The sequence below is a fragment of the Streptomyces chumphonensis genome (genome assembly GCF_014779715.1).
Classification (GTDB): domain Bacteria; phylum Actinomycetota; class Actinomycetes; order Streptomycetales; family Streptomycetaceae; genus Streptomyces; species Streptomyces chumphonensis.
The window spans coordinates 15,494-39,014 of sequence record NZ_JACXYU010000014.1; the positions used below are offsets into that span (position 1 = coordinate 15,494).

The following is a 23,521-nucleotide window of genomic DNA, read 5'->3' on the forward strand; positions in this document are numbered from 1 at the left end:
CCGCGTCGTCGGCGCACGGGGTCAGGGGGTCACGTGGGTGTGCACGGTCAGTTCGGCGGCGGAGAGGTCGAGGGTGACGGTCACGGAGCCGAGGGCGGCCGTCGAGGCGACGTGGGTGCCACCGCACGGGATGCGCGCCGTGCCGTCCGGGAGTGCGCAGGTCCACCAGCGACGGGCGTCCAGGTGCCGCTCGTCGCGTTCGACGCGGGCCGCGCCGCCGGCCGCGATCCACTGCGCCACCCGTGCGTTCACGGCGTGCTGGACCGTGTCCAGGCGTTCGGTCAGGGCGGTCGCGGAGAAGCCGGACTTGCGCAGCGACTTGCCGAGCCGGTACGTGTCCACGCTGCCGTTCGGCTCGATGCGGGAGGTGGTGATGGCGCTCTGGTCGAAGTCGGGGTGGCCGAGGCAGTCCGTCCGGCGGGGCTGCTTGGTCCACAGGTCGGCCAGCGCCTCGTTGAGGGCGAGCGCGACGAGGTGGCAGGCGGTGTGTCCGGCGCTCAGGCCCGCGCGGTACTCCCCGTCCACGGCCAGTTCGACGTCCTGGCCGACCACGGGGGCGGCGGCGTCGTCCAGCGGGCCGAGCACGTGGACGGCCACGAACGACCACTCCGGGTCCCCCCGGCGGACGGGAATCGCGTCCGCCACGAGCAGTCCGTCGGCGCCCGGGCCGACGGCGCCGGTGAGCGCGTCGAGCACCGGGTGGGAGGTGCCGCCGAAGGTCACGGTCCCCCGGTCGGCGGGCTGGTCGGGCCAGGTGTGGTCCAAAGGGTGGAAGGGGGTGCGGTCCGTGACCAGCAGCAGTCGGCCGTCCTGGTCGCGGTCGACGAGCTGGACGCGAGCCGTCGCCCGCGAGGTGCCCTCCGGGAAGAGCACCTCGGTGGCGGGTGGCCGGACGGTGGTCGGGGTCATGGTTCGCGGCGCCTCCTCGCGGGACCGGTGCACGGGTGAGCCGCCGTCGGGTCGGTGGCCCACCCGCATCATGCCCCCTCGCCCGCCGCCGGTGCGACGGGGTTCGGACCGGGGGACCAGGGCTTGGGGACGAGTGGGGATCGGACGGAATACGCATGCGCGTGTCAGCACCCATCCGTACGATCGGTGCTGATGAGTGCCGTGGAGAACCTTTCGGTGGCCGACCCGGGGAAGAAGCGGTCGGCGGTGCGGTCGCTGCTGCGGCTGTGGCCCTATGTACGGCCGGTGCGGGCGCGCTTCGGGACGGCGGCGGCCGTGGCGGTCGTCGCGTCCTGCACCGGTCTGATCGTCCCGCTCGTGCTCAAGTGGATCATCGACGGGCCGGTGGCCGCGCGGGACACCGCCGGGGTGTGGTGGGGCGGTGCGCTGCTGCTGGCCGTCGGTGTGGCCGAGGCGGCCCTGTTCGGCCTGCGGCGCTGGCTCGTGGCCCGGCCGCTGGCGGGGGTCGAGGCGGCGATGCGCGCCGACCTGTACCAGCGCCTCCAGCGTCTGCCGGTCGCCTTCCACGATCGCTGGTCCAGCGGCCAGTTGCTGTCGCGGGCCACGGCCGACCTGAACCTGCTGCGGCTGTTCCTCGTGTTCCCGCTGACGTTCCTCCTGGTCAACGGCGTGACGATCGTGGTCGGCTGCGTCATCCTGCTGGCGCAGGACTGGGCGCTGGGGCTGCTCGTGCTGGCTCCGGTGCCGCCGCTGATCGTGCTGTGCACGGTCTTCAGCCGCCGCTACGCGGGCGCCGCCCGCACGGCGCAGGACCAGGTCGGCGATCTGACGACCGGGGTCGAGGAGTCGGTGCTCGGCATCCGGATCATCAAGGGGTTCGGCCGGCACCGCAGTCAGGCGCGTGCCTTCCGCGCCCTGTCCGAGCGGCTGATGGGCACGGAGTTGCACAAGGCGCGGCTGCTGGGGGTGGTGTGGGGGTTGATCCTCGCCGTCCCCGAGCTGGCGCTGGGGACGGCGCTGGTGCTGGGTACGGTGCAGGTCGCGGACGGCGCGCTGTCGGCGGGCACGCTCGTGGCCTTCCTCTCGACGGCGCTCGCGCTGCGCTGGCCGGTGGAGTCGATCGGGTTCCTGCTGGCGATGAGCAACGAGGCGTCCGGCGCGGCCGACCGGTACTTCGAGGTCATGGACGAGCCGGTACCGCCGGAGGCGGCGGGCGCCAACCCCGCCCCCGTCGGTGGGCGCGCCGGGGACGGGCTGCGGCTGGAGGGCGTGCGGTTCCGCTACCCGGACGCCGATCCCGGCGCCCCGCCGGTGCTCGACGGGGTGGACCTGCACGTGCGCACCGGGGAGACCGTGGCCCTGGTGGGGGCGACGGGCTGCGGGAAGACGACGTTGACGGCCCTGGTCCCCCGGCTGCACGAGGTGACGGACGGCCGGATCACGCTGGACGGTGTCGACGTCGCCGCGCTGCCGCGCGCCGAGGTGCGCGCGCGGGTGGCGGTCGCCTTCGAGGAGCCGACGCTGTTCTCCGCCTCGGTGCGGGAGAACGTCCTGATGGGAGCGCCCGGGGCGGCCGACGAGGAGCTGTGGCGGGCGCTGCGGGTGGCGCAGGCCGACGGGTTCGTGGCCGCGCTGCCCGCGGGGGCGGACACCGAGGTGGGCGAGCAGGGGCTGAGCCTGTCCGGCGGCCAGCGGCAACGTCTGGCGCTGGCCCGGGCCGTGGTGGGACGGCCGCGCTTCCTGGTGCTGGACGATCCGCTGTCGGCGCTGGACGTGCACACCGAGGCGAAGGTGGAGGCGGCGCTGCGGAAGGTGCTGGCGACGACGACGGCACTGGTGGTGGCCCACCGGCCGTCGACGGTGCTGCTCGCCGACCGGGTGGCGCTGCTCTCGGGGGGACGGATCGCGGCGGTGGGGACGCACGAGGAACTGCTGGCGGCCAGTGCGGAGTACCGCCGTCTGATGGCCGGTGACGAGGCCCGGGACGACGTGGCCCGGGAAGGAGCGCTGTGACGACGGTTTCGACGAGCACGCCCCCGAGCGGACCCGAGGGGCCGCCGGAGGCGAAAGCACCCGAGCCGGACCCGTTCGACCGGGACGTCCTCCCGGCCCCCGCGAACGCGGCGCGCACGCTGCTGCGTTCGCTGCTCGGGCCGCACCGGGCGCGGGTGGTCGTCGCCGCGCTCCTGCTGCTGGCCCAGCAGGCGGCCGTCCAGGGCGGGCCGCTGCTGGTGGCGTTCGCGATCGACGACGCGGTGCCCGCGCTGCGGGAGGGTGACAACGGCCCACTGGTCGCGGTGGCCGTGGGGTACGCGGTGTGCGCGCTGGCGGCGGGCGGCCTGCAGTACGCGTTCATCGGGGCGTCGGCGCGGATCAACCAGTCGGTGCTGCTGGAGCTGCGGGAACGCATCTACCGGCACGCGCAGGTGCTGAGCGTGGACTTCCACGACCGCTACACCTCCGGGCGGCTCATCTCGCGGGCCACGACGGACGTCGAGGCGTTGCGGGAGCTGCTGAACGAGGGGCTGCGGGAGCTGCTGGGCGTCTTCGTCTCGGTGGCCTACATCGGGGTGCTGCTGCTCTACCTGGACCTCGGTCTGGGAGCGGCGGCGTTCGCGTCGTGCGTGCCGCTGTACCTGCTGGTGCGCAACTTCCAGGTGCGGTCGGTGCGGGTGTACCGGAAGCGGTCGACGGCGATCGCGGGCGTCATCGTGAAGTTCGCGGAGACGCTGAACGGCATCCGCCCGGTGAAGTCCTTCCGGCGGGAGCGGGCGAACGACGAGGTGTTCCGGCGGCTCAACGAGGACCACCTGCGGACCAACGGCGACGCGATCCTGGAGATGGCGCGCTACGTCGTCTCCTCGCGGCTGACGGCGAACGTCGCCATCGCCGCGATCGTGGTGTGGGGCGCGTACCGGGTCGCGGACGGGACGCTGGCGCTCGGTGTGCTCGCGGCGGCGGCCCTGTACGTCCGGCGGCTGTACGACCCCATCGACCGGCTGGGCATGTTCCTGAACTCCTACCAGGCGGCGGCGGCCTCGCTGGAGAAGATCGCGGGCCTGCTCGCCCAGACGCCGGGCGTGCCCGAGCCGGTGCGTCCGCGTCGGCTGCCGGAGGCGCGGGGTGCGGGGCCGGGCCGGTCGGTGGTGTTCGAGAAGGTCAGCTTCGGCTACCGGACGGGCGGCGAGATCCTGCCCGCCTTCGACCTGACGATCCCGGCCGGTCAGACGGTGGCGGTGGTGGGCGCGACGGGAGCGGGCAAGTCGACGCTGGCGAAGCTGCTGGCCCGCTTCTACGACCCGACGGACGGGCGGGTGCTGCTGGACGGAACGGACCTGCGGGACCTGTCGGTGCCCGAGCTGCGCCGGGGCGTGGTGATGGTGACGCAGGAGGCGTTCCTGTTCTCGGGCACGGTCGCGGAGAACATCGCGCTGGGACGGCCGGACGCGACGCGTGCGGAGATCGAGCAGGCGGCGAAGGATATCGGCGCGCACGGGTTCGTCGCGGAGCTTCCGGAGGGGTACGACACAGACGTGCGCAGGCGTGGCGGCCGGATCTCGGCGGGCCAGCGGCAGTTGGTGTCGTTCGCGCGCGCCCTGCTGGCGGACCCGGCGGTGCTGATCCTCGACGAGGCGACGTCGTCGCTGGACGTGCCCGGGGAGCAGGCGGTGCAGCGGGCGATGCACACGGTCCTCGGCGACCGGACGGCGGTGGTCATCGCGCACCGGCTCTCCACGGTGGAGGTCGCGGACCGGGTGCTGGTGATGGCGGACGGCCGGATCGTCGAGGACGGGACGCCGGCGCAGCTGCTGTCGGGGGGCGGGCGGTTCGCACGGCTGCACGAGGCGTGGCGGGACAGCCTGGCCTGAGGGGCGCGCCCCCGCCGGGGCGTCAGGCGAGGGCCGTCCGGGCCGCGTCCCGGATGGCGTCGGCCAGCGCCCGGGGCGCCGTCCGGTGGGCGTGGTGCCCGTGCCCGGCGAGGGTGACGACGCGGGCGTCCGGCAGGGCGGCCGCCAGGTCGGCCAGGCGGTCGCGTACCCGGGCCGGGCTCCGGTCGCCCTCCACGAGGGTGGTCGGCACGTCGAGCCGTCGGAAGCGCTCGACGCCGGTGCCCAGGGCGTCGAGCGCCGCGATGTCGGCGAGGCCGGCCGCCAGTCTCGGCGTCGGCGAGGTGGGCCTGCGCACCGCCGCGAGCAGCCGTTCGACCCGCTCCGGCGGTTCCCGGGCGATGTCCCGCAGGTGGATGCGCAGGGCCTGGTCGGGGTCTCCGGCGGCCAGGGCAGCGCGGGCGCGGTGGACCGCCTCGCCTCCGACGAGCGCCCGGGTGGGCAGCGGGGGTTCGTAGAGGACGAGGCCCGTGGCCACGCCCGGTGCCCGCAGCGCGGTCTCCAGCGCGGCGACCGCTCCCGAGGAGTGCCCGACGAGGACGAGGGGTCCGGTCAGGAGCCGGGCGATCGCGAGGACGTCCGCCACCTCCACGGCCACGGAGTGCGTCGCCGGGGCGTGGGCGCCGGGGGCGTAGAGGCGGCGGGCGATCCTGACCACCCGGAAGTCGCCGGTCAGCGACGGAAGCACGGCGTTCCAGGCGGCGGGGGTCTCGCCGCCGCCGTGCAGGAGGAGCAGCGTCGGACCGCGGCCGTCGTCGAGCGCGGTGACGGGTGTCCCGTCGGCGGACGTCGTGCGGAGTTCTGCCATGCCCACCAGTGTGCGGCGCGGCCCGCGACGGCCGTCCGCCGGCCGGCCTCGGCGGCGGGCGGCGGGCGGACGGCGAGCGCGTCAGCGCATCAGGACGCCGGACTCGACGGAGGCGGCGCCCGCGGGCGGCATCGCCGCCAGGCCGAGCTCGGTGGGCCCGGCGAGCAGCGGGTGCGTGGGCAGGACACGGACGGTGTAGCCGAACGGTCCGGTGCGGTCGAGCGCCAACTCCCCCTCGTAGAGCCGACTGCCGCCGAGGTCGGGGCGTCCGGCCGGTTTGAGGACGACGGTCGCTGGGTCGGTGATGGTGTCGTTGTGGTCCACGCGGCCGGTCACGGCCTGCACCTCCACCTCTCCCGGTTCCAGCCCGCCGAGGGTGACGCGGACGCGGAGGGTGAGGCAGCCGCCCAGTTCGAGGGAGTCGGACGCGGGCCCGGCGGCCTCGACGTGGTCGACGCGCACCTGCGGCCACTCGGTGCGCACGCGGTCCTTCCACGCCGCGAGCTGCGCCGAGGCCGTGGGGTCGGCCGCCGGGTCCAGTGTGCGGTGGGCGTGGGCGGCGGGGGCGTAGAGCCGCTGCGTGTAGTCCCGGACCATCCGCTCGGCCAGCACCTTCGGGCCGAGCCGGGTGAGCGTCCGGCGGATCATCTCCAGCCAGCGGTCGGGGTGGTCGTAGAAGCAGGGGGTGACCTGCTCCTCCAGGACGGAGTAGAGCGCGGCGGCCTCGATGGCGTCCCGGCGGTCGGGGTCGGCTCCGGGCCCGTCGGCGGTGGGGATGGGCCAGCCGAAGTCCGGCTCGTACCACTCGTCCCACCAGCCGTCGAGCACGGACAGGTTGAGGCCGCCGTTGAGCGCGGACTTCATGCCGCTGGTGCCGCACGCCTCCAGCGGACGCAGCGGGTTGTTGAGCCAGACGTCGCAGCCGGGGTAGAGCTTCTGCGCCATGGCCATGCCGTAGTCGGGCAGGAAGACGATCCGGTGGCGCACGCGCACGTCGTCGGCGAACCGCACCAGCTCCTGGATGAGCCGCTTGCCGCCGTCGTCGGCCGGGTGCGCCTTCCCGGCGACGACGAGCTGGAGGGGCCGGTCGGGGTCGAGGAGCAGGTTCCGCAGCCGGTCGCGGTCGCGCAGCATGAGGGTGAGGCGCTTGTAGGAGGGGACGCGCCGGGCGAAGCCCACGGTGAGGACGTCGGGATCGAGGACGTGGTCGATCCAGCCCAGCTCGGCGCGGGCGGCGCCGCGTTCGCGCCAGGAGTCGTGGAGCCTCCGGCGCACCTCCTCGACGAGCTGTTCGCGCAGCGTGCGGCGCAGGTCCCACAGCTCGCCGTCGGAGAGCCTCGGCGCCCGGTCGGTGACCTCGGGGGCGACCCAGGTGGGGGCGTGGACGCCGTTGGTGAGGGAGGTGATGGGCACCTCGGCGGCGTCGAACCCGGGCCACAGCCCGGCGAACATCTGCCGGCTGACGTCCCCGTGCAGGGTGGAGACGCCGTTGGCCCGCTGGGCGAGCCGCAGCCCCATCAGGGCCATGTTGAACAGCTCGGCGTCGCCTCCGGGGGCGGTCTCGGTGCCGAGGGCCAGGATGTCCGCCGGGTCGACGCCGGGGAGTTCCCCGTCGTCGCCGAAGTAGCGGGCGACGAGGTCGCGGTCGAAGCGGTCGATGCCGGCCGGGACGGGGGTGTGGGTGGTGAAGACGGTCCCGGCGCGGACGGCCTCCAGCGCGGCGGCGAACGGCAGCCCCGCGTCGCTGAGCTCGCGGACGCGTTCGAGGCCGAGGAAGCCGGCGTGGCCCTCGTTGGTGTGGAAGACCTCCGGCTCGGGGTGCCCGGTCAGGCGGCAGTAGGCCCGCACGGCGCGGACGCCGCCGATGCCGAGGAGCATCTCCTGGAGGAGCCGCTGCTCCCGGCCGCCCCCGTAGAGCCGGTCGGTGACGTCGCGTTCGCCCGGCGCGTTCTCCTCGACGTCGGAGTCGAGCAGCAGCAGCGGGACGCGGCCGACCCGGGCCAGCCAGACGTGCGCGTGCAGCGCCCGGGCGCCGGGGAGGGCGAGGACGACGTCGACGGGGGCGCCGTCCGGCTCGCGCAGCAGCTCCAGGGGCAGCTCGTCGGGGTCGAGCACCGGGTAGCTCTCCTGCTGCCAGCCGTCGCGGGAGAGGGACTGCCGGAAGTAGCCGTGCCGGTAGAGCAGGCCGACGCCGACGAGGGGGGCGCCGAGGTCGCTGGCCGCCTTGAGGTGGTCCCCGGCGAGGATGCCGAGGCCGCCGGAGTACTGGGGCAGTGCGGCGGTGATGCCGAACTCGGGCGAGAAGTAGGCGATGGCGGCGGGCAGCTCGTCGTCGGCGTTCTGGTACCAGCGCGGCTCGGTCAGGTAGTCGTTCAGATCGCCTGCGCCCAGTTTGAGCCGACGCAGGAAGCGGCGGTCCTGGGCGAGTTCCGCGAGCCGGCCGGCCGACACGGACCCGAGGAGCCGCAGCGGGTCGCCACCGGCCGCCCGCCAGCCCTCCGGGTCGGCGTACCGGAACAGCTCGCGGGTCTCGGGGTGCCAGGACCAGCGCAGGTTGCGCGCCAGGTCGCCGAGGGGTCGTAGGGACTCGGGAAGGACGGGACGTACGGAGAAACGACGAATGGCCTTCACGGTTCGACCGTAGCCGGGCGGCACGGGGGATCGCGCGGGCGCGCGGGCGTTCGCGCGCCGAGTCCACCCGTCTCACGCCCTGCGCGCGCCCTGTGTGCGCCGGTCGCACACCCGGTGACGCTCCGGTGCGCCGTCCGTGGCGGACGGGGTGGCCACGGTGGCGTCGGAGCGTGCCCTCCCCGCCGCCCGGCCGCGAAACGCCCGGCCACACCGGCCACCCGAACGGACGCGGCCACCGCTCGGGCGGCGGGCGGGGCTGCTGCTCCGTCCGGAGGACGCCGCCGATCACGCTCAGTTGGCGCACACCTACGAGTAGTTCACCTTTTCGGGGTAAGCGAGGGACAGGGGTGGGCAGGTAATCCACCTGCGCGACGAGACCCCCGGCCGAGTGAACGCGGGCAGGAGCGGTCATGCCCGCACGGCCTCCTGGACCCGCAAAGCGGATACAAAGTACGAACGCCCTCTTTGCCCCCGATATCGACCACAGGTGAGAGCCCCATGATCGGTCGCATTCCCGTCCTGGACGTCCAACCGCTTGTCGAGTGCGGGCGTCGGCCCGCGAAGGCGGTGGTCGGCGAGACCTTCCAGGTGTCCGCCACCGTCTTCCGGGAGGGACACGACGCGGTGGCCGCCAACGTCGTCCTGCGCGACCCGAGCGGGCGCGGCGGCCCGTACACGCCGATGCGCGAGCTGGCGCCCGGCACCGACCGATGGGGTGCGGAGGTGACGCCGGACGCCGAGGGCCGCTGGACGTTCGTGGTGGAGGCGTGGAGCGACCCCGTCGGGACGTGGCTGCACCACGCGGGCGTCAAGGTGCCCGCGCGGGTCGACGTCGAGCTGACCTTCGCCGAGGGGGCCCGACTGCTGGAGAGGGCGGCGGCCGAGGTGCCCAAGAGCGAGGGCCGTGCCGTCGTGCTGGACGTCGTGGACGCCCTGCGCAACACCGCGCTCAGCGACGCGCGGCGGCTCGCCGCCGCCCAGCACGCGGAGCTGGCCGAGGTGCTGCGACGCCACCCGCTGCGGGAGCTGGTCACCGCCTCGCGGTCGATGCCGGTGCAGGTGGAGCGGCGGCGGGCGCTCGTCGGCTCCTGGTACGAGCTCTTCCCCCGCTCCGAGGGCGCCGTCGTCGGCCCCGGCGGCGAGCCGCAGCGCTCCGGGACGCTGCGGACGGCCGCCGAACGGCTCCCGGCCGTGGCCGCGATGGGCTTCGACGTCGTGTACCTGCCGCCCATCCACCCCATCGGGACCTCCTTCCGCAAGGGACGCAACAACAGCCTGGAGCCCGGCCCGCTCGACGTGGGCTCGCCGTGGGCCATCGGCTCCGCCGAGGGCGGGCACGACGCCATCCACCCGGACCTCGGCACCTTCGCCGACTTCGCCCACTTCGTGGAGACGGCGCGGGACCTGCGCATGGAGGTCGCGCTGGACTTCGCGCTCCAGGCGTCCCCGGACCACCCCTGGGTCACCGAACACCCGGAGTGGTTCCGCACACGGGCGGACGGCACCATCGCCCACGCCGAGAACCCGCCCAAGAAGTACCAGGACATCTACCCCATCCACTTCGACAACGGCCTCAAGGCCTACCGGGGCCTGGTGAACGAGACGCAGCGGGTGCTGCGGTTCTGGATGGAACAGGGCGTGCGCATCTTCCGCGTGGACAACCCGCACACCAAACCCGTGCGCTTCTGGGAGAAGGTGATCACCGAGATCAACCGCACCGACCCGGACGTCATCTTCCTCGCCGAGGCGTTCACCCGTCCCGCCATGATGCGGGCGCTCGCCCAGATCGGCTTCCAGCAGTCCTACACCTACTTCACCTGGCGCAACGACAAACGTGAGCTGACGGAGTACCTGACCGAACTGTCACAGGAGACGGCCGCCTACATGCGGCCCAACCTCTTCGTCAACACGCCCGACATCCTGCACGCCTACCTCCAGCACGGCGGGCGCGCGGCGTTCGAGGCGCGGGCCGTGCTCGCGGCCACCCTCTCCCCCACCTGGGGGGTCTACGCGGGCTACGAGCTGTGCGAGGGCACGGCGGTGCGGGAGGGCAGCGAGGAGTACCTGGACTCGGAGAAGTACGAGCTGCGCCCCCGCGACTGGGCGGCCGCCGAACGGGAGGGGCGCTCGATCGCGCCGCTGATCACGACGCTGAACCGGCTGCGCCGCCGGCACCCGGCGCTACAGCAGCTCCGCTCGCTGCACTTCCACCGCACGGACAACGACCAGATCATCGCCTACTCCAAGCGCAGCATCGAGCCCTACGCCGACTCAGTGCTGGTCGTGGTGAACCTCGATCCGTACCACACCCACGAAGCGACCGTGTCGTTGGATGTGGAGAAGCTCGGACTGACCGCCGCTCAGGAACGCGGCGCCGAGCTCTTCCCGGTGCGCGACGAGCTCACCGGCGAGACCTACCACTGGGGCAGGGACAACTACGTGCGGCTGGAGCCCGGACGACCCGGTGCACCGGCACCCGCGCACGTCCTCTCCCTGCGACCGTCCTCACCGACCGGAGGGTCACCCAACGATGAGCGTCAATGAGCCCGTCCCCGACACCTTCGAGGACACACCCGCCAAGGACCGCGATCCCGAGTGGTTCAAACGAGCCGTCTTCTACGAGGTCCTGGTCCGCTCGTTCCAGGACAGCAACGGTGACGGCATCGGGGACCTGAAGGGCCTCACCGCCAAGCTCGACTACCTGCAATGGCTGGGGGTCGACTGCCTGTGGCTGCCGCCGTTCTTCAAGTCGCCCCTGCGCGACGGCGGCTACGACGTCTCGGACTACACCTCCGTCCTCCCGGAGTTCGGCGACCTCGCCGACTTCGTGGAGTTCGTCGACGCCGCCCACCAGCGCGGCATCCGCGTCATCATCGACATGGTGATGAACCACACCAGCGACCAGCACGAGTGGTTCCAGCAGTCCCGAACGGACCCGGACGGGCCCTACGGCGACTACTACGTCTGGGCGGACGACGACAAGCGGTACGCCGACGCGCGCATCATCTTCGTCGACACCGAGCAGTCCAACTGGACCTTCGACCCGGTACGGAAGCAGTACTACTTCCACCGGTTCTTCTCCCACCAGCCGGACCTCAACTACGAGAACCCCACGGTGCAGGAGGAGATGATCTCCGCCCTGCGGTTCTGGCTCGACCTCGGCATCGACGGCTTCCGGCTGGACGCCGTGCCGTACCTGTACGCCGAGGAGGGCACCAACTGCGAGAACCTGCCCGCCTCGCACGACTTCCTCAAGCGCGTGCGGGCCGAGATCGACGCCCACTACCCGGACACCGTGCTGCTCGCCGAGGCCAACCAGTGGCCGGAGGACGTCGTCGACTACTTCGGCGACTACGCCAAGGGCGGCGACGAGTGCCACATGGCGTTCCACTTCCCCGTCATGCCGCGCATCTTCATGGCGGTGCGGCGGGAGTCCCGCTACCCCGTCTCGGAGGTCCTGGCCAAGACCCCGGCCATCCCCTCGGGGTGCCAGTGGGGCATCTTCCTCCGCAACCACGACGAGCTGACCCTCGAGATGGTGACGGACGAGGAGCGGGACTACATGTACGCCGAGTACGCCAAGGACCCGCGCATGCGGGCCAACATCGGCATCCGGCGGCGGCTGGCCCCCCTGCTCGACAACGACCGCAACCAGATCGAGCTGTTCACCGCCCTGCTGCTGTCCCTGCCGGGCTCGCCGATCCTCTACTACGGCGACGAGATCGGCATGGGCGACAACATCTGGCTGGGCGACCGGGACGCCGTGCGCACGCCGATGCAGTGGACGCCGGACCGCAACTCCGGCTTCTCCTCCTGCGACCCGGGCCGGCTGTTCCTCCCGGCGATCATGGACCCGGTCTACGGGTACCAGGTCACCAACGTCGAGGCGTCGATGAGTTCGCCCTCCTCGCTGCTGCACTGGACCCGCCGCATGGTGGAGATCCGCAAGCAGAACCCGGCGTTCGGGCTCGGCGACTACACGGAACTGCCCTCCACCAACCCGGCCGTCCTCGCGTTCCTCAGGGAGGTGCGGCTGCCCAGCGGCGAGGAGGACCTGGTGATGTGCGTCAACAACTTCTCCCGCTTCCCGCAGCCCACCGAGCTGGACCTGCGGACGTGGCGGGGCATGCACCCGGTGGAGCTCATCGGCGGGGTGCGCTTCCCGGCGATCGGTGAGCTGCCGTACCTGCTGACGCTGGCGGGGCACGGCTTCTACTGGTTCCGGCTGCGCCGCCGGCCCACCCCCGAGACGGCTCCGGAGCTGACCCGCTCCGCCGAGTCGGTGCCGCCGGCCGCACCGGTCGGGCCGGAGAACCCCGGCCCCCCGGTCCGTCCCACCTCACCCGTGCGCTGACGGCACGTCAGATGCACGCCCAGGGCGGCCCGGCGGGTTACTCCCGGGCCGTCCCGGGCACATGGAGAAGGACCCGTGCGGCCCGGCACCGCGCTCCGCCGCACGGTCGATCTCCCCTCAACACGTCCCGCACAGCCGGACACACCCTGCCGCAAACCGGGACACTTCGCGTACGTTTCGTGTGCCCGGGGGAAGGACGTCATGACCGCCACGCCGGACGGCTCCTCGCCCCGCACCGCTCTGTCCGTGGGCGGCGGGGCGGGCTCTGATCTCCTGCGCTCCCTCAGTCCCATACTGACCCGGTGGCTGCCCCGGCAGCGCTGGTTCGCCGGGAAGGGACGGCCCCTGGACGGACTGTCCCTCGCGGCCGCGACCGAGCTGCTGCCGTGCGCCGGAGGCGGCCGCGCGGACGGCGCACCCGGGCTGCTGCACCTGCTCGTCTCCGCGCACCAGGGCGGGAGCACCGACTGCTACCAGCTGCTGCTCGGGGTCCGGGCCGGCCTGCCGCCCTCGCTGACGCCGGCCCTGATCGGACGGCCCGCGTGCGGCCGGCTGGCGGGGCTGGCGGTCTACGACGCCTTCCCCGACGACCGGCTCACCGGCGTCCTGCTGGAGCGGCTGCGCACCGAGGGGACGCTCGGCCCGCTGCGCTTCGTGCGGGAGAAGGGCGCCGCCATCCCCGCCGGGCTGCCGGCCAGGCCCCTGCGCGCCGAGCAGTCGAACTCCTCGCTGGTGTACGGCGACACGTTCATCCTCAAGCTGTTCCGCCGCGTCAGCCCCGGGCTCAACCCCGATCTGGAGCTGCCGCTGGCGCTGGCCCGCACCGGCTGCACCCGCGTCCCCGCCCCCGTCGCCTGGTTCGAGGCCGAGGCCGAGGACCCCGTCACCCTCGGGGTCCTCCAGCCGTACCTGTCCGGTTCCAGCGACGGCTGGCGGCTGGCGCTGCACGCCCTGCACCGCGGGGCGGACTTCACCGGCGCGGCCCGCTCGCTGGGCCGGGCCACGGCCGAGGTGCACATCGCGCTCGCCACCGCCCTGCCCACCACGGAGCTGCGCGGCTCGCCGCTCGCCTCGCTGGCCGGGGACATGGCGACCCGGCTGAAGGAGGCCTGCGACGCCGTGCCGCAGCTGCGCCCCTACCGGGCCGGGCTGCGGGACGCGTTCGACGCCGTGGACGACCTGTCCCGCACCGGCGCGGCCTGCCCCGTCCAGCGCGTCCACGGCGACCTCCACCTCGGCCAGGTGCTCCGCACCCCCGGCGGCGGCGAGGGCGGACGGTGGTCGCTGATCGACTTCGAGGGCGAGCCCGCCAAGGAGCTCGCCGAGCGGCGCCGCCCCCAACCGGTGCTCCAGGACGTCGCCGGGATGCTGCGCTCGTTCGACTACGCCGCCTGCCAGCGCGGCGCCACCCCGGCCGCCCGCCGCTGGGCCGAGGCCAACCGGGACGCGTTCTGCGCCGGTTACGCCGAGGGCAGCGGCTCCGACCCCCGTGAGCACACCGTCCTGCTCCGCGCCTACGAGACGGACAAGGCCGTCTACGAGGTGCGGTACGAAGCCCACCACCGCCCCGACTGGCTGCCCATCCCGCTCGCCGCGATCCGTCGCCTCGCGCAGACACCGCACGCCCCCAGGAGGACGCTCTCGTGACCCCCCGCCCCGAGGTTCCCGACACCTTCCGCGCCGCTCCCCCGGCCGCGCCGTCGGGTCCGCAGTCCACGCCCCGGCCGCGCCACCCGGTCGCCGGGGAGGCATCCGCCCAGACCCTCACCGTCCGGCCGGCCCCCGCCGTCGCTGCGGAGGAACGGCGGCGGCTCCTCGACGGCGCGCACCACGACCCGCACGCGGTGCTCGGCGCCCATCCGGTGACCGGCGGCGTCGTCGTGCGCGCCCTGCGCCCCTTCGCCCGCAGCGTCACCGTGCTGACGGCGTCCGGCGCCGCCGAGCTGCCGCACGAGGCGGACGGCCTCTTCTGCGGCCTCCTCCCCCGCGAGGCACTGCCCGAGGACGGGCTGCCCGCCTACCGGCTGCGCGTCGCCTACGAGGGCGGCACCGTCGTGGAGACCGAGGACCCCTACCGCTTCCTGCCGACCCTGGGCGAGCTGGACCTGCACCTCATCCAGGAGGGCCGGCACGAGCAGCTGTGGCAGGCGCTCGGCGCCCACCCCCTCACCGTGGACGGCGTCACCGGCACCCGCTTCACCGTGTGGGCGCCGAGCGCGCACGGCGTGCGGCTGGCCACGGACCTCACCTACTGGGACGGCACGGGCCACCCGATGCGGTCGCTCGGCGCCAGCGGCGTGTGGGAGCTGTTCGTGCCGGGCCTCGGCGAGGGCACGCGCTACAAGTTCGACATCCTGCGCGCCGACGGCACCCACGGGCTGCGGGCCGACCCGATGGCGCGCCGCACCGAGTGCCCGCCGAACACGGCGTCCGTCGTGACCTCGTCCGACTACGCCTGGGGCGACGCGGAGTGGCTGGCGCGGCGCACGGCGCGTCCGGTGCACCGGGCGCCGTTCTCCGTGTACGAGGTGCACCTGCCCTCCTGGCGGCCGGGCCTCGGCTACCGCGAGCTGGCCGAGGAGCTGCCCGCCTACGTCAAGGACCTCGGCTTCACCCACGTCGAGCTGATGCCGGTGTGCGAGCACCCGTTCGGCGGATCGTGGGGCTACCAGGTCACCGGCTACTACGCGCCCACGGCGCGGCTGGGCTCGCCCGACGACTTCCGGTACCTCGTGGACGCCCTGCACCGGGCGGGCATCGGCGTCCTGATGGACTGGGTCCCGGCCCACTTCCCCAAGGACGACTGGGCGCTGGCCCACTTCGACGGCACAGCGCTGTACGAGCACCCGGACCCGCAGCGCGCCGAGCATCCGGACTGGGGGACGCTGGAGTTCAACTACGGCCGCACCGAGGTGCGCAACTTCCTCGTCGCCAACGCCGTGTACTGGTGCGAGGAGTTCCACATCGACGGGCTGCGCGTCGACGCCGTCGCCTCCATGCTCTACCTGGACTACTCGCGCGAGTACGGCCAGTGGTCGCCCAACGCGTACGGCGGCCGGGAGAACCTGGACGCGGTCCGGTTCCTTCAGGAGATGAACGCGACGGTCTACCGCCGCTGCCCCGGGGTGGTCACCGTCGCCGAGGAGTCCACCGCCTGGGACGGCGTCACCCGCCCCACCCACGAGACCGGGCCGCACGGCGTCGGCGGGCTGGGCTTCGGGCTGAAGTGGAACATGGGGTGGATGCACGACTCGCTGGTCTACGTCTCCAAGGAGCCGGTGCACCGCAAGTACCACCACAACGAGATGACCTTCTCGATGGTGTACGCCTACAGCGAGAACTACGTCCTGCCCATCTCGCACGACGAGGTCGTCCACGGCAAGGGCGCCCTGGTGGCCAAGATGCCCGGCGACTGGTGGCAGCAGCGGGCCAACCACCGCGCCTACCTCGGCTACATGTGGGCCCACCCCGGCAAGCAACTGCTCTACATGGGGCAGGAGTTCGCCCAGGGGGCGGAGTGGTCCGAGGAGCAGGGGCCCGACTGGTGGCTGCTGGACCCGGGCTACTCGGCCCGCGGCGACCACGCGGGCGTCCGCGATCTGGTGCGGGACCTCAACACCGCCTACACCGCCACCCCCGCGCTGTGGGAGCGGGACACCGAGCCCGCCGGGTTCGCCTGGGTCGAGGCCGACGCCGCCGACGACAACGTCTTCGCCTTCCTGCGGTTCGCCGCCGACGGCACGCCCCTGCTGGCCGTCAGCAACTTCTCCCCCGTCGTCCGGCACGCCTACCGCCTCGGCGTACCGGACGGCGTCCCGGCCTGGCGGGAGGCGCTCAACACCGACGCCGCCCGCTACGGCGGCTCCGGCGTCGAGGTGCCCGAGGCGGTGAGGAGCGAACCGGTCACGGCGCAGGGACGGCCGTCCAGCATCGCCCTGACGCTGCCGCCGCTGGCCACCCTCTGGCTGCGGCCGGCCTGAACCCGGGCCCGGGCCGGCCCGGGCCCGGCTCGCGGACCGTTCCCCGCTGGGGCACCGTGGGGAGGGAGGTACACCCCGACGGGAGGACGGTCCATGAGCGAGCACACGTACCGGGTGACGGAGATCGTCGGCACCTCGCACGAGGGGCTGGACGCGGCGATCCGCAACGGTCTCGGCCGCGCGGCACAGACCCTGCACGGCCTGGACTGGTTCGAGGTCACCCAGATCCGGGGGAACATCGAGGACGGCCGGGTGGAGCACTACCAGGTCGGCCTCAAGGTCGGCTTCCGGCTCGACGAGCCCGGCTGACCCGGCGGCCCCCGCGGGCACGGTGTCCCGGCCCCGGCCCGGTCCCCCGACCGTGGCCGGGGCCGGTCGCGGCCACGGTCAGGGCCGGGCGCCGTCGTCGGGGGGTACGCGCAGAGCCAGCAGGGCGACGTCGTCCTCCTCGGCCGCCGGCCGCGACCGGCGCAGCAGCTCGTCGCAGAACGCGTCCAGCGGCAGGTGCGCGAGCTCGGCGGCGTGCCGGGTCAGCAGCGCCAGCCCCTCGTCGACCGGCAGGTCCCGGGCCTCGACCAGCCCGTCGGTGTAGAGCACGAGGGTGCTGCGCGGCGGCAGGTCGATGGCGGCCTCCTCCCGCTCGACCGGCAGTTCGGTGCCCAGCAGCAGCCCGCTGCCCTCCTCCAGCAGCCGGGCGCCGCCGGCTCCGTCCAGCAGGAGCGGCGGCGGGTGCCCGGCGTTCGTCCAGCGCAGCCGCCAGCCGCCGTCCGGGCCCGCCGGAGTCAGCCGGGCGAAGACGAGCGTCGCCGTCTCGGCCTCGCTGATGTGCACCAGCGAGCGGTCCAGCCGGTCGACGGTCACACTCGGCCCGTCGGCCTCCTGCCAGGCGAAGGCCCGCAGCATGTTCCGCACCTGCGCCATGCACGCGGCGGCCTGGAGGTCGTGGCCCAGGATGTCGCCGATCACCAGCGCCGTGGCGCCGTCCGGCAGCCGGAAGGCGTCGTACCAGTCCCCACCGACGCGCGAGGCCTGCGGCGCCGCCCGGTACCGGCACTCCATCTCCAGCCCCGGCACGTCCGGCGGACGCGGCAGCAGGTGCCGCTGCATCGTCTCGGACACCCGCTGCTGACCGGCGTAGAGCTGCGCGTTGTCCACGGCCAGCCCGGCGCGGCGGGAGATGTCGTCGACCAGGGCCAGCTCGGCGGCGTCGTAGGGCTTCGGGTTGTCCGTGCGGGCGAGCGTCAGCGCACCGTGCACCCGGCGCGGCCCCGGCAGCGGCGCGATGATCGCCGAGCGCATCCCGATCAGGTCGAAGAGGTCGTGCTGCACCGCCGCGACACCCGAGTCCGGCGGGCCGACGTAGTCGTCCCGGCTCACGAAGAGTGAGGCCGTGGCACCCCGCAGCACCCGCGACAGCGGCCTGCGGGACGTCTCCAGCAGCGGCGGCATCGGACCCGCCAGCTCGGCCACCTCCACGTGCCGCCCGTTCTCCATGTGCACGACGGCCACCCGCTGGAGGCTTCCCGTCTCACTCAGCAGATCCACCACCGCCCAGTCCGCCAAACGGGGGACGACCAGCCGCACCAGCCGCCGCAGCCCCTCCTGGAGGTCCAGCGTGGAGGTCAGCACCGCCGTCGTCTCGGAGACCAGCGCCAGCCGGTCCGCCAGGTCCGCCAGCGCGGCGACATGGTCGGGCGGAGCCGGATCGTTCCCCAGGGCGGTGGACGCCCGCTCGTAGAACGCGACGGCGGCCCCCTCCCGCGACCCCGCGAACAGGTACGGCATGATCATTCCCGCGACGGGCAGCAGCCCCCCGTCCCCACGCTGGAACCACTGGTGGTCGAACTGCTCGGTGTGCCCGGCCAGGAACGCCCGCATCAGCGGGCACTGCGACCGTGGCAGCGGCTCTCCGGCCGGACCCCGGTGCAGCAGGTCGTGCGCGTCGCGCCCGATCATCTCCCGTCCCGTACGGCCCAGCAGCTCCCGTGCCCGCCGGTTCACCGCGACGACCCGCCCCCGGGCGTCCTGCACGGTCACCCCGGCCACCAGTCCGGTCAGCACATGGTGGATGTAGACGTCCTCAGCGGTACGCCACGCCACGGCAGGCCCTCCTCCGCACGTCTGCCCTGCCTTCAGTCTCCCGGCTCCCCCGCCCCCTCGCGCGCCCGGTCGCGCGCACGGGGCACGTCGCGGCCGCAGCGCCCCGCGACACCCGCACCGGCCCGGTGCACCGCCCACAGCACCGCGTGCAGCAGCGCCGTGTGCACCATGCGGCCGTCCGGCGAGGGCGGTGTGTGCCAGCTCAGCGGCCACGTCCCACCCGCCAGCGCGGGCACCCCGACATAGCTGCTGCGCGGGTCGCGGGAGGTGCCCCCGCTCGTCAGCAGCTCCGCCCCGGCGGGCCAGCGCCGCCGCGCCTCGCTGCCGGGGGCGATGAGGAAGTACACCGCCCGCTCCCCGTCCCGCTCCAGGATCACCGGGCCGGGATCGCCCCCGGTCAGCTCGGCGAACCGCAGGGCGATGTGCCGCCCCTGCGGGCCCCGCACCCGGACGGCGTCGAAGTAGACCCCCGCCAGACGCAACTGCACTCCGAGCAGCGGCACCCACGGGACGTTCGGATCACGCATTTCCCTGTTCACGGGACCACTGTCAGCGCGGTCACCTACTTTATGTAACGAAGTGAACTCGACGAGTCACCGACTGTCGAGCCTGCTCGAACGCGGGTTGTGGCGTGTTGAGCCATGTTGAAAGGGGAGAACACCATGGCCACCGAAGAACAGCGGGAGTCAGCCTCCGGTACACGCCGGGCCATCGCGGATCTGGTGCGCTCGGCACGCGAGGAGAAGGGGTGGTCCCAGGAGGAGCTCGGCCAGCGCATCGGCTACACGGCGGCGGCCATCAGCAAGCTGGAGACGTGCAAGGACGGCGTCACCATGAAGATGCTCGCCCTCCTCGACCGAGAACTCTTCGACGGCCGCCAGGTCTTGTCGAAGCTGGGTCCGCACCTGGAAGCCGACCGCTACCCACCCCACTTCAAGGACTACGCGCTCCTCGAACAGACCGCTCTGAGCGTGGCTGCCTACGAGAACATGGTGGTTGACGGTCTCCTACAGACCGAGGAGTATGCGCGCGCTGTACTTGAGTGCGGCTACCCGCCCCTTGAGGTCGACGAGATCGATCATTTGACGCAGGCACGAATGGACCGGAAGTCGACGCTCAGTCGCAGGACTCCAGTCCCATTGATCGAGGTGGTCATGGACGAGTCCGTGATTCAACGCCAGGTCGGTGACCGCAGGTGTATGTACCAGCAGATGCAGCACCTGGCTGAGGTCTCTGAGGCACCCAACGTCACCGTCCAGATCACTCCGCTGGACAGAGGATCACGCCGCTCGCACGCTGGCCTGCCCGGACCCATGCACATCGTGGTCACGCCGCAGCACCGGCAATTCGTACACCTCGAAGTGCAGCACCACAGTCGGCTCATCACGACCCCGGACCGCGTAACGGAGTTGGTTCAGCGCTATGCGATGATCCGCGCACAAGCTCTCAGCCCTGACCAATCGCTGGAGCTGATTCGGAAATCCGCGGAGGAGTGGAAGCAGTGATCGACTTGCACTGGTTCAAATCCAGCTACAGCGACTCCAGCGGCGGGGCATGCGTGGAGGTGGCGGCCTGCTCCCGCGCGACCGTGCACGTGCGGGATTCGAAGCAGACCGGGCGGGGCACGTTGAGCTTCCCGTCCGACGCGTGGTCGGCGTTCCTGGTGGACGTCGCGAAGGCGTGAGCGGGTCCACGGGTCTGTGGGAGCCGGACGCGGCGGGGGTGCTGCGGTTGCCGTCCGGCGTCCTGCTGAGGGGGCGGGCGCTGCGGAACGGACTCCCCGAGGGGCCGTCTCCTGACTTCGGGCTGTACCTGCTCGGCGAGGAGCCGCCGCCCACACCGTGGGAGGCCGCCTGGGTGCGGTGGCCCGACTTCCGGCTGCCGAAGGACCCGCGCGGCGCGCGGGAGCGGTTCGCCGAGGCACTGGTACGGGCGGCGTCGGAACGGGTGGAGGTCGCGTGCGGGGGCGGCGTCGGCCGGACGGGCACGGCGCTGGCCTGCATGGCCGTGCTGGACGGCGTCCCGGCGGACGGTGCCGTGGCCTACGTCCGCCGCCGCTACCACCGGAGGGCCGTCGAGACGCCCTGGCAGCGCCGTTTCGTCCGTCGCTTCGGGCGGGACCGCGTCGGCTGACGGTCGGGCCTCGCAGGGCGCGCCGAGCAACTACGGAGCACCTACACGCGTGTTGGATGGTGGAAGATCCACACGCAAGGGAGGCGACGCGTGGTGAGCGCAGACGTACGACCGGCCCGCCGGGCCGTCATGGCGATGGGTGCGGGGACGGTCCTGGCCGCCGGGCTGGCGTCGGCCTCGGACGGCACCGCGCGGGCGGAGGCGCCGGGCGGCGGCGAGGGCGTCGTGCGGGAGTTGCGGCGGCTGGAGCGGGAGCACACCGCGCGGCTCGGGGTGTTCGCCCGCGACCTGGCCACCGGCAGGACCGTGGTGCACCGGGCCCACGAGCGCTTCCCGATGTGCTCGGTCTTCAAGACGCTCGCCGCCGCCGCGATCCTGCGGGACCTTGACCGCGACGGGGAGTTCCTGGCGCGGCGGATCCGCTACCGCCTGGAGTACGTGGAGGCGTCGGGGTACGCCCCCGTCACCAGCAGGGCGGAGAACGTGTCGGGCGGGATGACGGTCGAGGCGCTGTGCGCCGCCGCCGTCAGCGAGAGCGACAACGGCGCGGCGAACCTGCTCCTGCGTGAGCTGGGCGGCCCCACGGCCGTGACCCGCTTCAGCCGCTCGCTCGGCGACCGCACGACACGCCTGGACCGCTGGGAGCCGGAGCTGAACTCGGCGGAGCCGTGGCGCGTCACCGACACCACCAGCCCGCGCGCGATCGGCCGGACGTACGCGCGCCTCGTCGTGGGCGACGCGCTCACGCGGGGCGACCGCGAACGGCTGACGGGCTGGCTGGTGGCCAACACCACCAACGGCGCGCGCTTCGGGGCGGGGCTGCCGGACGACTGGGTGCTGGCGGACAAGACGGGCGGGGGCAGCGACTACGGGGTGGCCAACGACGTCGGCGTCGTCCGGCCGCCGGGGAGGCCGCCGATCGTCATGGCCGTGCTGACGACCAAGCCGACGCTGCCGGAGGGGCCGAACGACAACGCCCTGGTGGCGAAGACGGCCGCGCTGCTGGCCGACGTCCTCGGCTGAGGGGATCGGCCGAGGACACCGACCGAGGGCATCGGCGGCCGTCACTCGCGCGGGAAGCGGTCCGTTTCGAGGACGAGGCCGAGGTCGGTCTGGGTGAGGTCGATGGGCTCACCGAAGTCGGCGATGAGCTCGGTGCGGTACGCGCCGTCCTTGGGGTGGGTGTAGAGGTGGCAGCGGCCGACGTAGGGGTCGGCGATGAGGTAGACCGGCACCTCGGCGGCCGCGTACGCCCGCAGCTTCACCCCGTAGTCGTTGACCCCGGTGCCCTTGGAGATGACCTCCAGCACGAACTCCAGGTCCTCCGGCGCCAGCCGCCCCTTGGCGTCGGCCTCGGCCCCCTCCCTGACCTTCGTCAGGTCGGGGGCGAAGCCGTTCAGGTGCCCGGGGAAGTCGAAACGGACATCGGAATCGATGCTCTCATCGTCACCGAAGTGTTCGACCAGTTGAAGGTGCACCCTGCTGATGATCTTCCAGTGGATGCGGCGCTGCGGCGACATGTGGACTGTCCCCTCGACAATTTCGACCTTGTAGCCCTCGGGGACGGGCAGCAGTTGATCGAACAGCGCATCCAGCGTCAGCTCTTCTGCGTCGTCGTCGGCCATCTCGATCCTGTCAGCCAGTTCGACGGTCACGGTGCCGCTCCCTCCCCGCCGCGCCACACAGCGCAGCCGCACGGTCAACGATACGCACGGGCGACAGGACACGGGGGTGGTCGACGGACGACGGGTCACCCGCCCGGCGGACGCCGGGAGGTGACCACGGTGGCGGGCGGGTCCGCCGAGTGGTGCACACGCGGCAGCAGCCCGCTCCCGGCGAGGACGGCGACCGCCGCCGCGCTCTGGCGTTCACCGGTCTCGACCAGGAGCCGGCCGCCGGGGGCCAGCCAGCCGGCCGCCTCGGCGGCGACCCGGCGCAGGACCTCCAGCCCGTCCCCGCCGCCGTCGAGTGCGGCGCGCGGCTCGTGGAGCCGGGCCTCGGGCGGCAGCAGCGCCACCTCGCCGGTGGGGACGTAGGGCACGTTGGCCGTCAGGAGCTCGATACGGCCACGCAGCGCGGGCGGGAGGGGTGCGAAGAGGTCGCCCTCGTGGACGGTTCCGCCGTAGGGGGCGAGGTTGCGGCGGGCGCAGCGGACGGCGGCGGGGTCGACATCGGCGGCGTGCAGCTCGGCCGGGGCGAGGGCGTCGGCGAGCGCGGCGGCGACGGCGCCCGAGCCGCAGCACAGGTCGACGACGACGTCCGCCCGGCGGTTCCCGGCCAGCGCCCGCCGGACGAGGTGTTCGGTGCGGCGGCGGGGCACGAAGACGCCGGGTTCGAGGGCGATGCGCAGTCCGCAGAAGGCGGCGTGGCCGAGGACGTGTTCGAGCGGCTCACCGGCGACGCGCCGCTCCACCATGCGGGCGAGGCCGGACGGCCCCTCGGCCGTGGCGAGCAGCAGGCGGGCCTCGTCCTCGGCGAAGACGCACCCGGCGGCGCGGAGTCGGGCGACGAGCGGCCCGGGAAGAGGGCCGGACAGGGGTGGTACGGCTGGTTCGGAGATGCGCACGGCGTGCCTTTCGGTACCGAAGGGCGCTCACGCGGTCGCGTTCCTACGCGGGGTGAGGTGAGAGCGCCCGGCCTGCAACGGCGTTGATGGGTCCCACCTCCTCAGTCCCTCGTCCTGCTCCGTGATCCGGACAGCGTACCGCCACGTGTCGCG

The 23,521-nt window shown here is 73.4% G+C and carries 18 protein-coding genes; 11 read left to right on the forward strand and 7 right to left on the reverse strand.

Annotation, left to right across the window (positions count from 1 at the left end; genetic code table 11):
• Positions 1–21: 21 nt before the first annotated feature.
• Entirely contained in the window at positions 22–909 is an 888-nt protein-coding gene (locus IF129_RS21415; RefSeq protein ID WP_191211408.1) for an alanyl-tRNA editing protein, read from the reverse strand.
• A gap of 192 nt (positions 910–1,101) precedes the next feature.
• On the opposite strand from IF129_RS21415, the gene IF129_RS21420 reads away from it, so the two are divergent.
• The gene (locus IF129_RS21420) at positions 1,102–2,922 is read left to right on the forward strand and encodes an ABC transporter ATP-binding protein (protein ID WP_191211409.1); all 1,821 of its coding nucleotides are present in this window, start codon (positions 1,102–1,104) and stop codon (positions 2,920–2,922) included.
• Positions 2,919–4,778, forward strand: a complete 1,860-nt coding sequence (locus IF129_RS21425) for an ABC transporter ATP-binding protein (RefSeq protein ID WP_191211410.1) — start codon at positions 2,919–2,921, stop codon at positions 4,776–4,778. Before IF129_RS21420 ends, IF129_RS21425 begins: the two co-directional genes overlap by 4 nt.
• A gap of 22 nt (positions 4,779–4,800) precedes the next feature.
• On the opposite strand, the gene IF129_RS21430 is transcribed toward IF129_RS21425, so the two are convergent.
• Together IF129_RS21430 and glgP are read right to left on the reverse strand one after the other, a co-directional pair.
• Positions 4,801–5,604 carry an alpha/beta fold hydrolase gene (locus tag IF129_RS21430; protein ID WP_191211411.1) on the reverse strand — a complete coding sequence of 268 codons (804 nt, stop codon included), beginning with the start codon at positions 5,602–5,604 and terminating at the stop codon, positions 4,801–4,803.
• An 81-nt stretch (positions 5,605–5,685) separates the two neighbouring features.
• Positions 5,686–8,235 carry an alpha-glucan family phosphorylase gene (gene glgP, locus IF129_RS21435; RefSeq protein ID WP_191211412.1) on the reverse strand — a complete coding sequence of 850 codons (2,550 nt, stop codon included), beginning with the start codon at positions 8,233–8,235 and terminating at the stop codon, positions 5,686–5,688.
• A gap of 498 nt (positions 8,236–8,733) precedes the next feature.
• Between glgP and IF129_RS21440 the strand changes: the two genes are divergently transcribed.
• The 5 genes from IF129_RS21440 (at position 8,734) to IF129_RS21460 (ending at position 16,878) form a co-directional block, all read left to right on the forward strand.
• Positions 8,734–10,779, forward strand: coding sequence for an alpha-1,4-glucan--maltose-1-phosphate maltosyltransferase (locus tag IF129_RS21440; protein WP_191211413.1), 2,046 nt, complete (start codon positions 8,734–8,736; stop codon positions 10,777–10,779).
• Entirely contained in the window at positions 10,766–12,589 is a 1,824-nt protein-coding gene (gene treS / locus IF129_RS21445; protein ID WP_224755362.1) for a maltose alpha-D-glucosyltransferase, read from the forward strand. Before IF129_RS21440 ends, treS begins: the two co-directional genes overlap by 14 nt.
• A 201-nt stretch (positions 12,590–12,790) precedes the next feature.
• On the forward strand, positions 12,791–14,236 hold the full coding sequence (locus tag IF129_RS21450) for a maltokinase N-terminal cap-like domain-containing protein (protein ID WP_191211414.1): 1,446 nt from the start codon (positions 12,791–12,793) through the stop codon (positions 14,234–14,236).
• Positions 14,233–16,569 carry a 1,4-alpha-glucan branching enzyme gene (gene glgB, locus IF129_RS21455; RefSeq protein WP_318153879.1) on the forward strand — a complete coding sequence of 779 codons (2,337 nt, stop codon included), beginning with the start codon at positions 14,233–14,235 and terminating at the stop codon, positions 16,567–16,569. Before IF129_RS21450 ends, glgB begins: the two co-directional genes overlap by 4 nt.
• 93 nt (positions 16,570–16,662) lie before the next feature.
• Positions 16,663–16,878: a dodecin gene (locus IF129_RS21460; protein WP_191211415.1), complete on the forward strand. Its 216-nt coding sequence runs from the start codon at positions 16,663–16,665 to the stop codon at positions 16,876–16,878.
• A 78-nt stretch (positions 16,879–16,956) separates the two neighbouring features.
• Here the strand turns inward: IF129_RS21460 and IF129_RS21465 are convergent, their stop codons facing one another.
• Both IF129_RS21465 and IF129_RS21470 read right to left on the reverse strand, forming a co-directional pair.
• Positions 16,957–18,669, reverse strand: a complete 1,713-nt coding sequence (locus IF129_RS21465; protein ID WP_191211416.1) for a SpoIIE family protein phosphatase — start codon at positions 18,667–18,669, stop codon at positions 16,957–16,959.
• A gap of 32 nt (positions 18,670–18,701) precedes the next feature.
• On the reverse strand, positions 18,702–19,208 hold the full coding sequence (locus IF129_RS21470) for a hypothetical protein (protein ID WP_191211417.1): 507 nt from the start codon (positions 19,206–19,208) through the stop codon (positions 18,702–18,704).
• A gap of 123 nt (positions 19,209–19,331) precedes the next feature.
• Here IF129_RS21470 and IF129_RS21475 point away from each other — a divergent pair, with 123 nt between their 5' ends.
• The 4 genes from IF129_RS21475 (at position 19,332) to bla (ending at position 21,825) form a co-directional block, all read left to right on the forward strand.
• Entirely contained in the window at positions 19,332–20,174 is an 843-nt protein-coding gene (locus IF129_RS21475; RefSeq protein WP_191211418.1) for a helix-turn-helix domain-containing protein, read from the forward strand.
• The gene (locus tag IF129_RS21480; RefSeq protein ID WP_318153880.1) at positions 20,171–20,353 is read left to right on the forward strand and encodes a DUF397 domain-containing protein; all 183 of its coding nucleotides are present in this window, start codon (positions 20,171–20,173) and stop codon (positions 20,351–20,353) included. Before IF129_RS21475 ends, IF129_RS21480 begins: the two co-directional genes overlap by 4 nt.
• Complete coding sequence (locus IF129_RS21485; protein ID WP_318153881.1) at positions 20,350–20,802, forward strand: protein-tyrosine phosphatase family protein; 453 nt, start codon at positions 20,350–20,352, stop codon at positions 20,800–20,802. The genes IF129_RS21480 and IF129_RS21485 overlap by 4 nt, the downstream gene beginning before the upstream one ends.
• Positions 20,803–20,931: 129 nt before the next feature.
• On the forward strand, positions 20,932–21,825 hold the full coding sequence (gene bla / locus IF129_RS21490; protein ID WP_191211515.1) for a class A beta-lactamase: 894 nt from the start codon (positions 20,932–20,934) through the stop codon (positions 21,823–21,825).
• A 41-nt stretch (positions 21,826–21,866) separates the two neighbouring features.
• Here bla and IF129_RS21495 read toward each other — a convergent pair whose 3' ends face one another.
• Together IF129_RS21495 and IF129_RS21500 are read right to left on the reverse strand one after the other, a co-directional pair.
• Positions 21,867–22,457 carry a Uma2 family endonuclease gene (locus IF129_RS21495; protein WP_191211420.1) on the reverse strand — a complete coding sequence of 197 codons (591 nt, stop codon included), beginning with the start codon at positions 22,455–22,457 and terminating at the stop codon, positions 21,867–21,869.
• Positions 22,458–22,552: 95 nt separating this feature from the next.
• Complete coding sequence (locus IF129_RS21500) at positions 22,553–23,362, reverse strand: putative protein N(5)-glutamine methyltransferase (RefSeq protein WP_191211516.1); 810 nt, start codon at positions 23,360–23,362, stop codon at positions 22,553–22,555.
• Positions 23,363–23,521 lie beyond the last annotated feature (159 nt).

Excerpts from the sequence above, each read along its gene's own strand:
- IF129_RS21450 (WP_191211414.1), top strand. The coding sequence starts at position 12,791 with ATGACCGCCACGCCGGACGGCTCCTCGCCCCGCACCGCTCTGTCCGTG.
- IF129_RS21415 (WP_191211408.1), bottom strand. The coding sequence starts at position 909 with ATGACCCCGACCACCGTCCGGCCACCCGCCACCGAGGTGCTCTTCCCG.
- IF129_RS21475 (WP_191211418.1), top strand. The coding sequence starts at position 19,332 with ATGGCCACCGAAGAACAGCGGGAGTCAGCCTCCGGTACACGCCGGGCC.
- bla (WP_191211515.1), top strand. The coding sequence starts at position 20,932 with ATGGCGATGGGTGCGGGGACGGTCCTGGCCGCCGGGCTGGCGTCGGCC.
- IF129_RS21420 (WP_191211409.1), top strand. The coding sequence starts at position 1,102 with ATGAGTGCCGTGGAGAACCTTTCGGTGGCCGACCCGGGGAAGAAGCGG.
- IF129_RS21440 (WP_191211413.1), top strand. The coding sequence starts at position 8,734 with ATGATCGGTCGCATTCCCGTCCTGGACGTCCAACCGCTTGTCGAGTGC.
- IF129_RS21460 (WP_191211415.1), top strand. The coding sequence starts at position 16,663 with ATGAGCGAGCACACGTACCGGGTGACGGAGATCGTCGGCACCTCGCAC.
- treS (WP_224755362.1), top strand. The coding sequence starts at position 10,766 with ATGAGCGTCAATGAGCCCGTCCCCGACACCTTCGAGGACACACCCGCC.
- IF129_RS21430 (WP_191211411.1), bottom strand. The coding sequence starts at position 5,604 with ATGGCAGAACTCCGCACGACGTCCGCCGACGGGACACCCGTCACCGCG.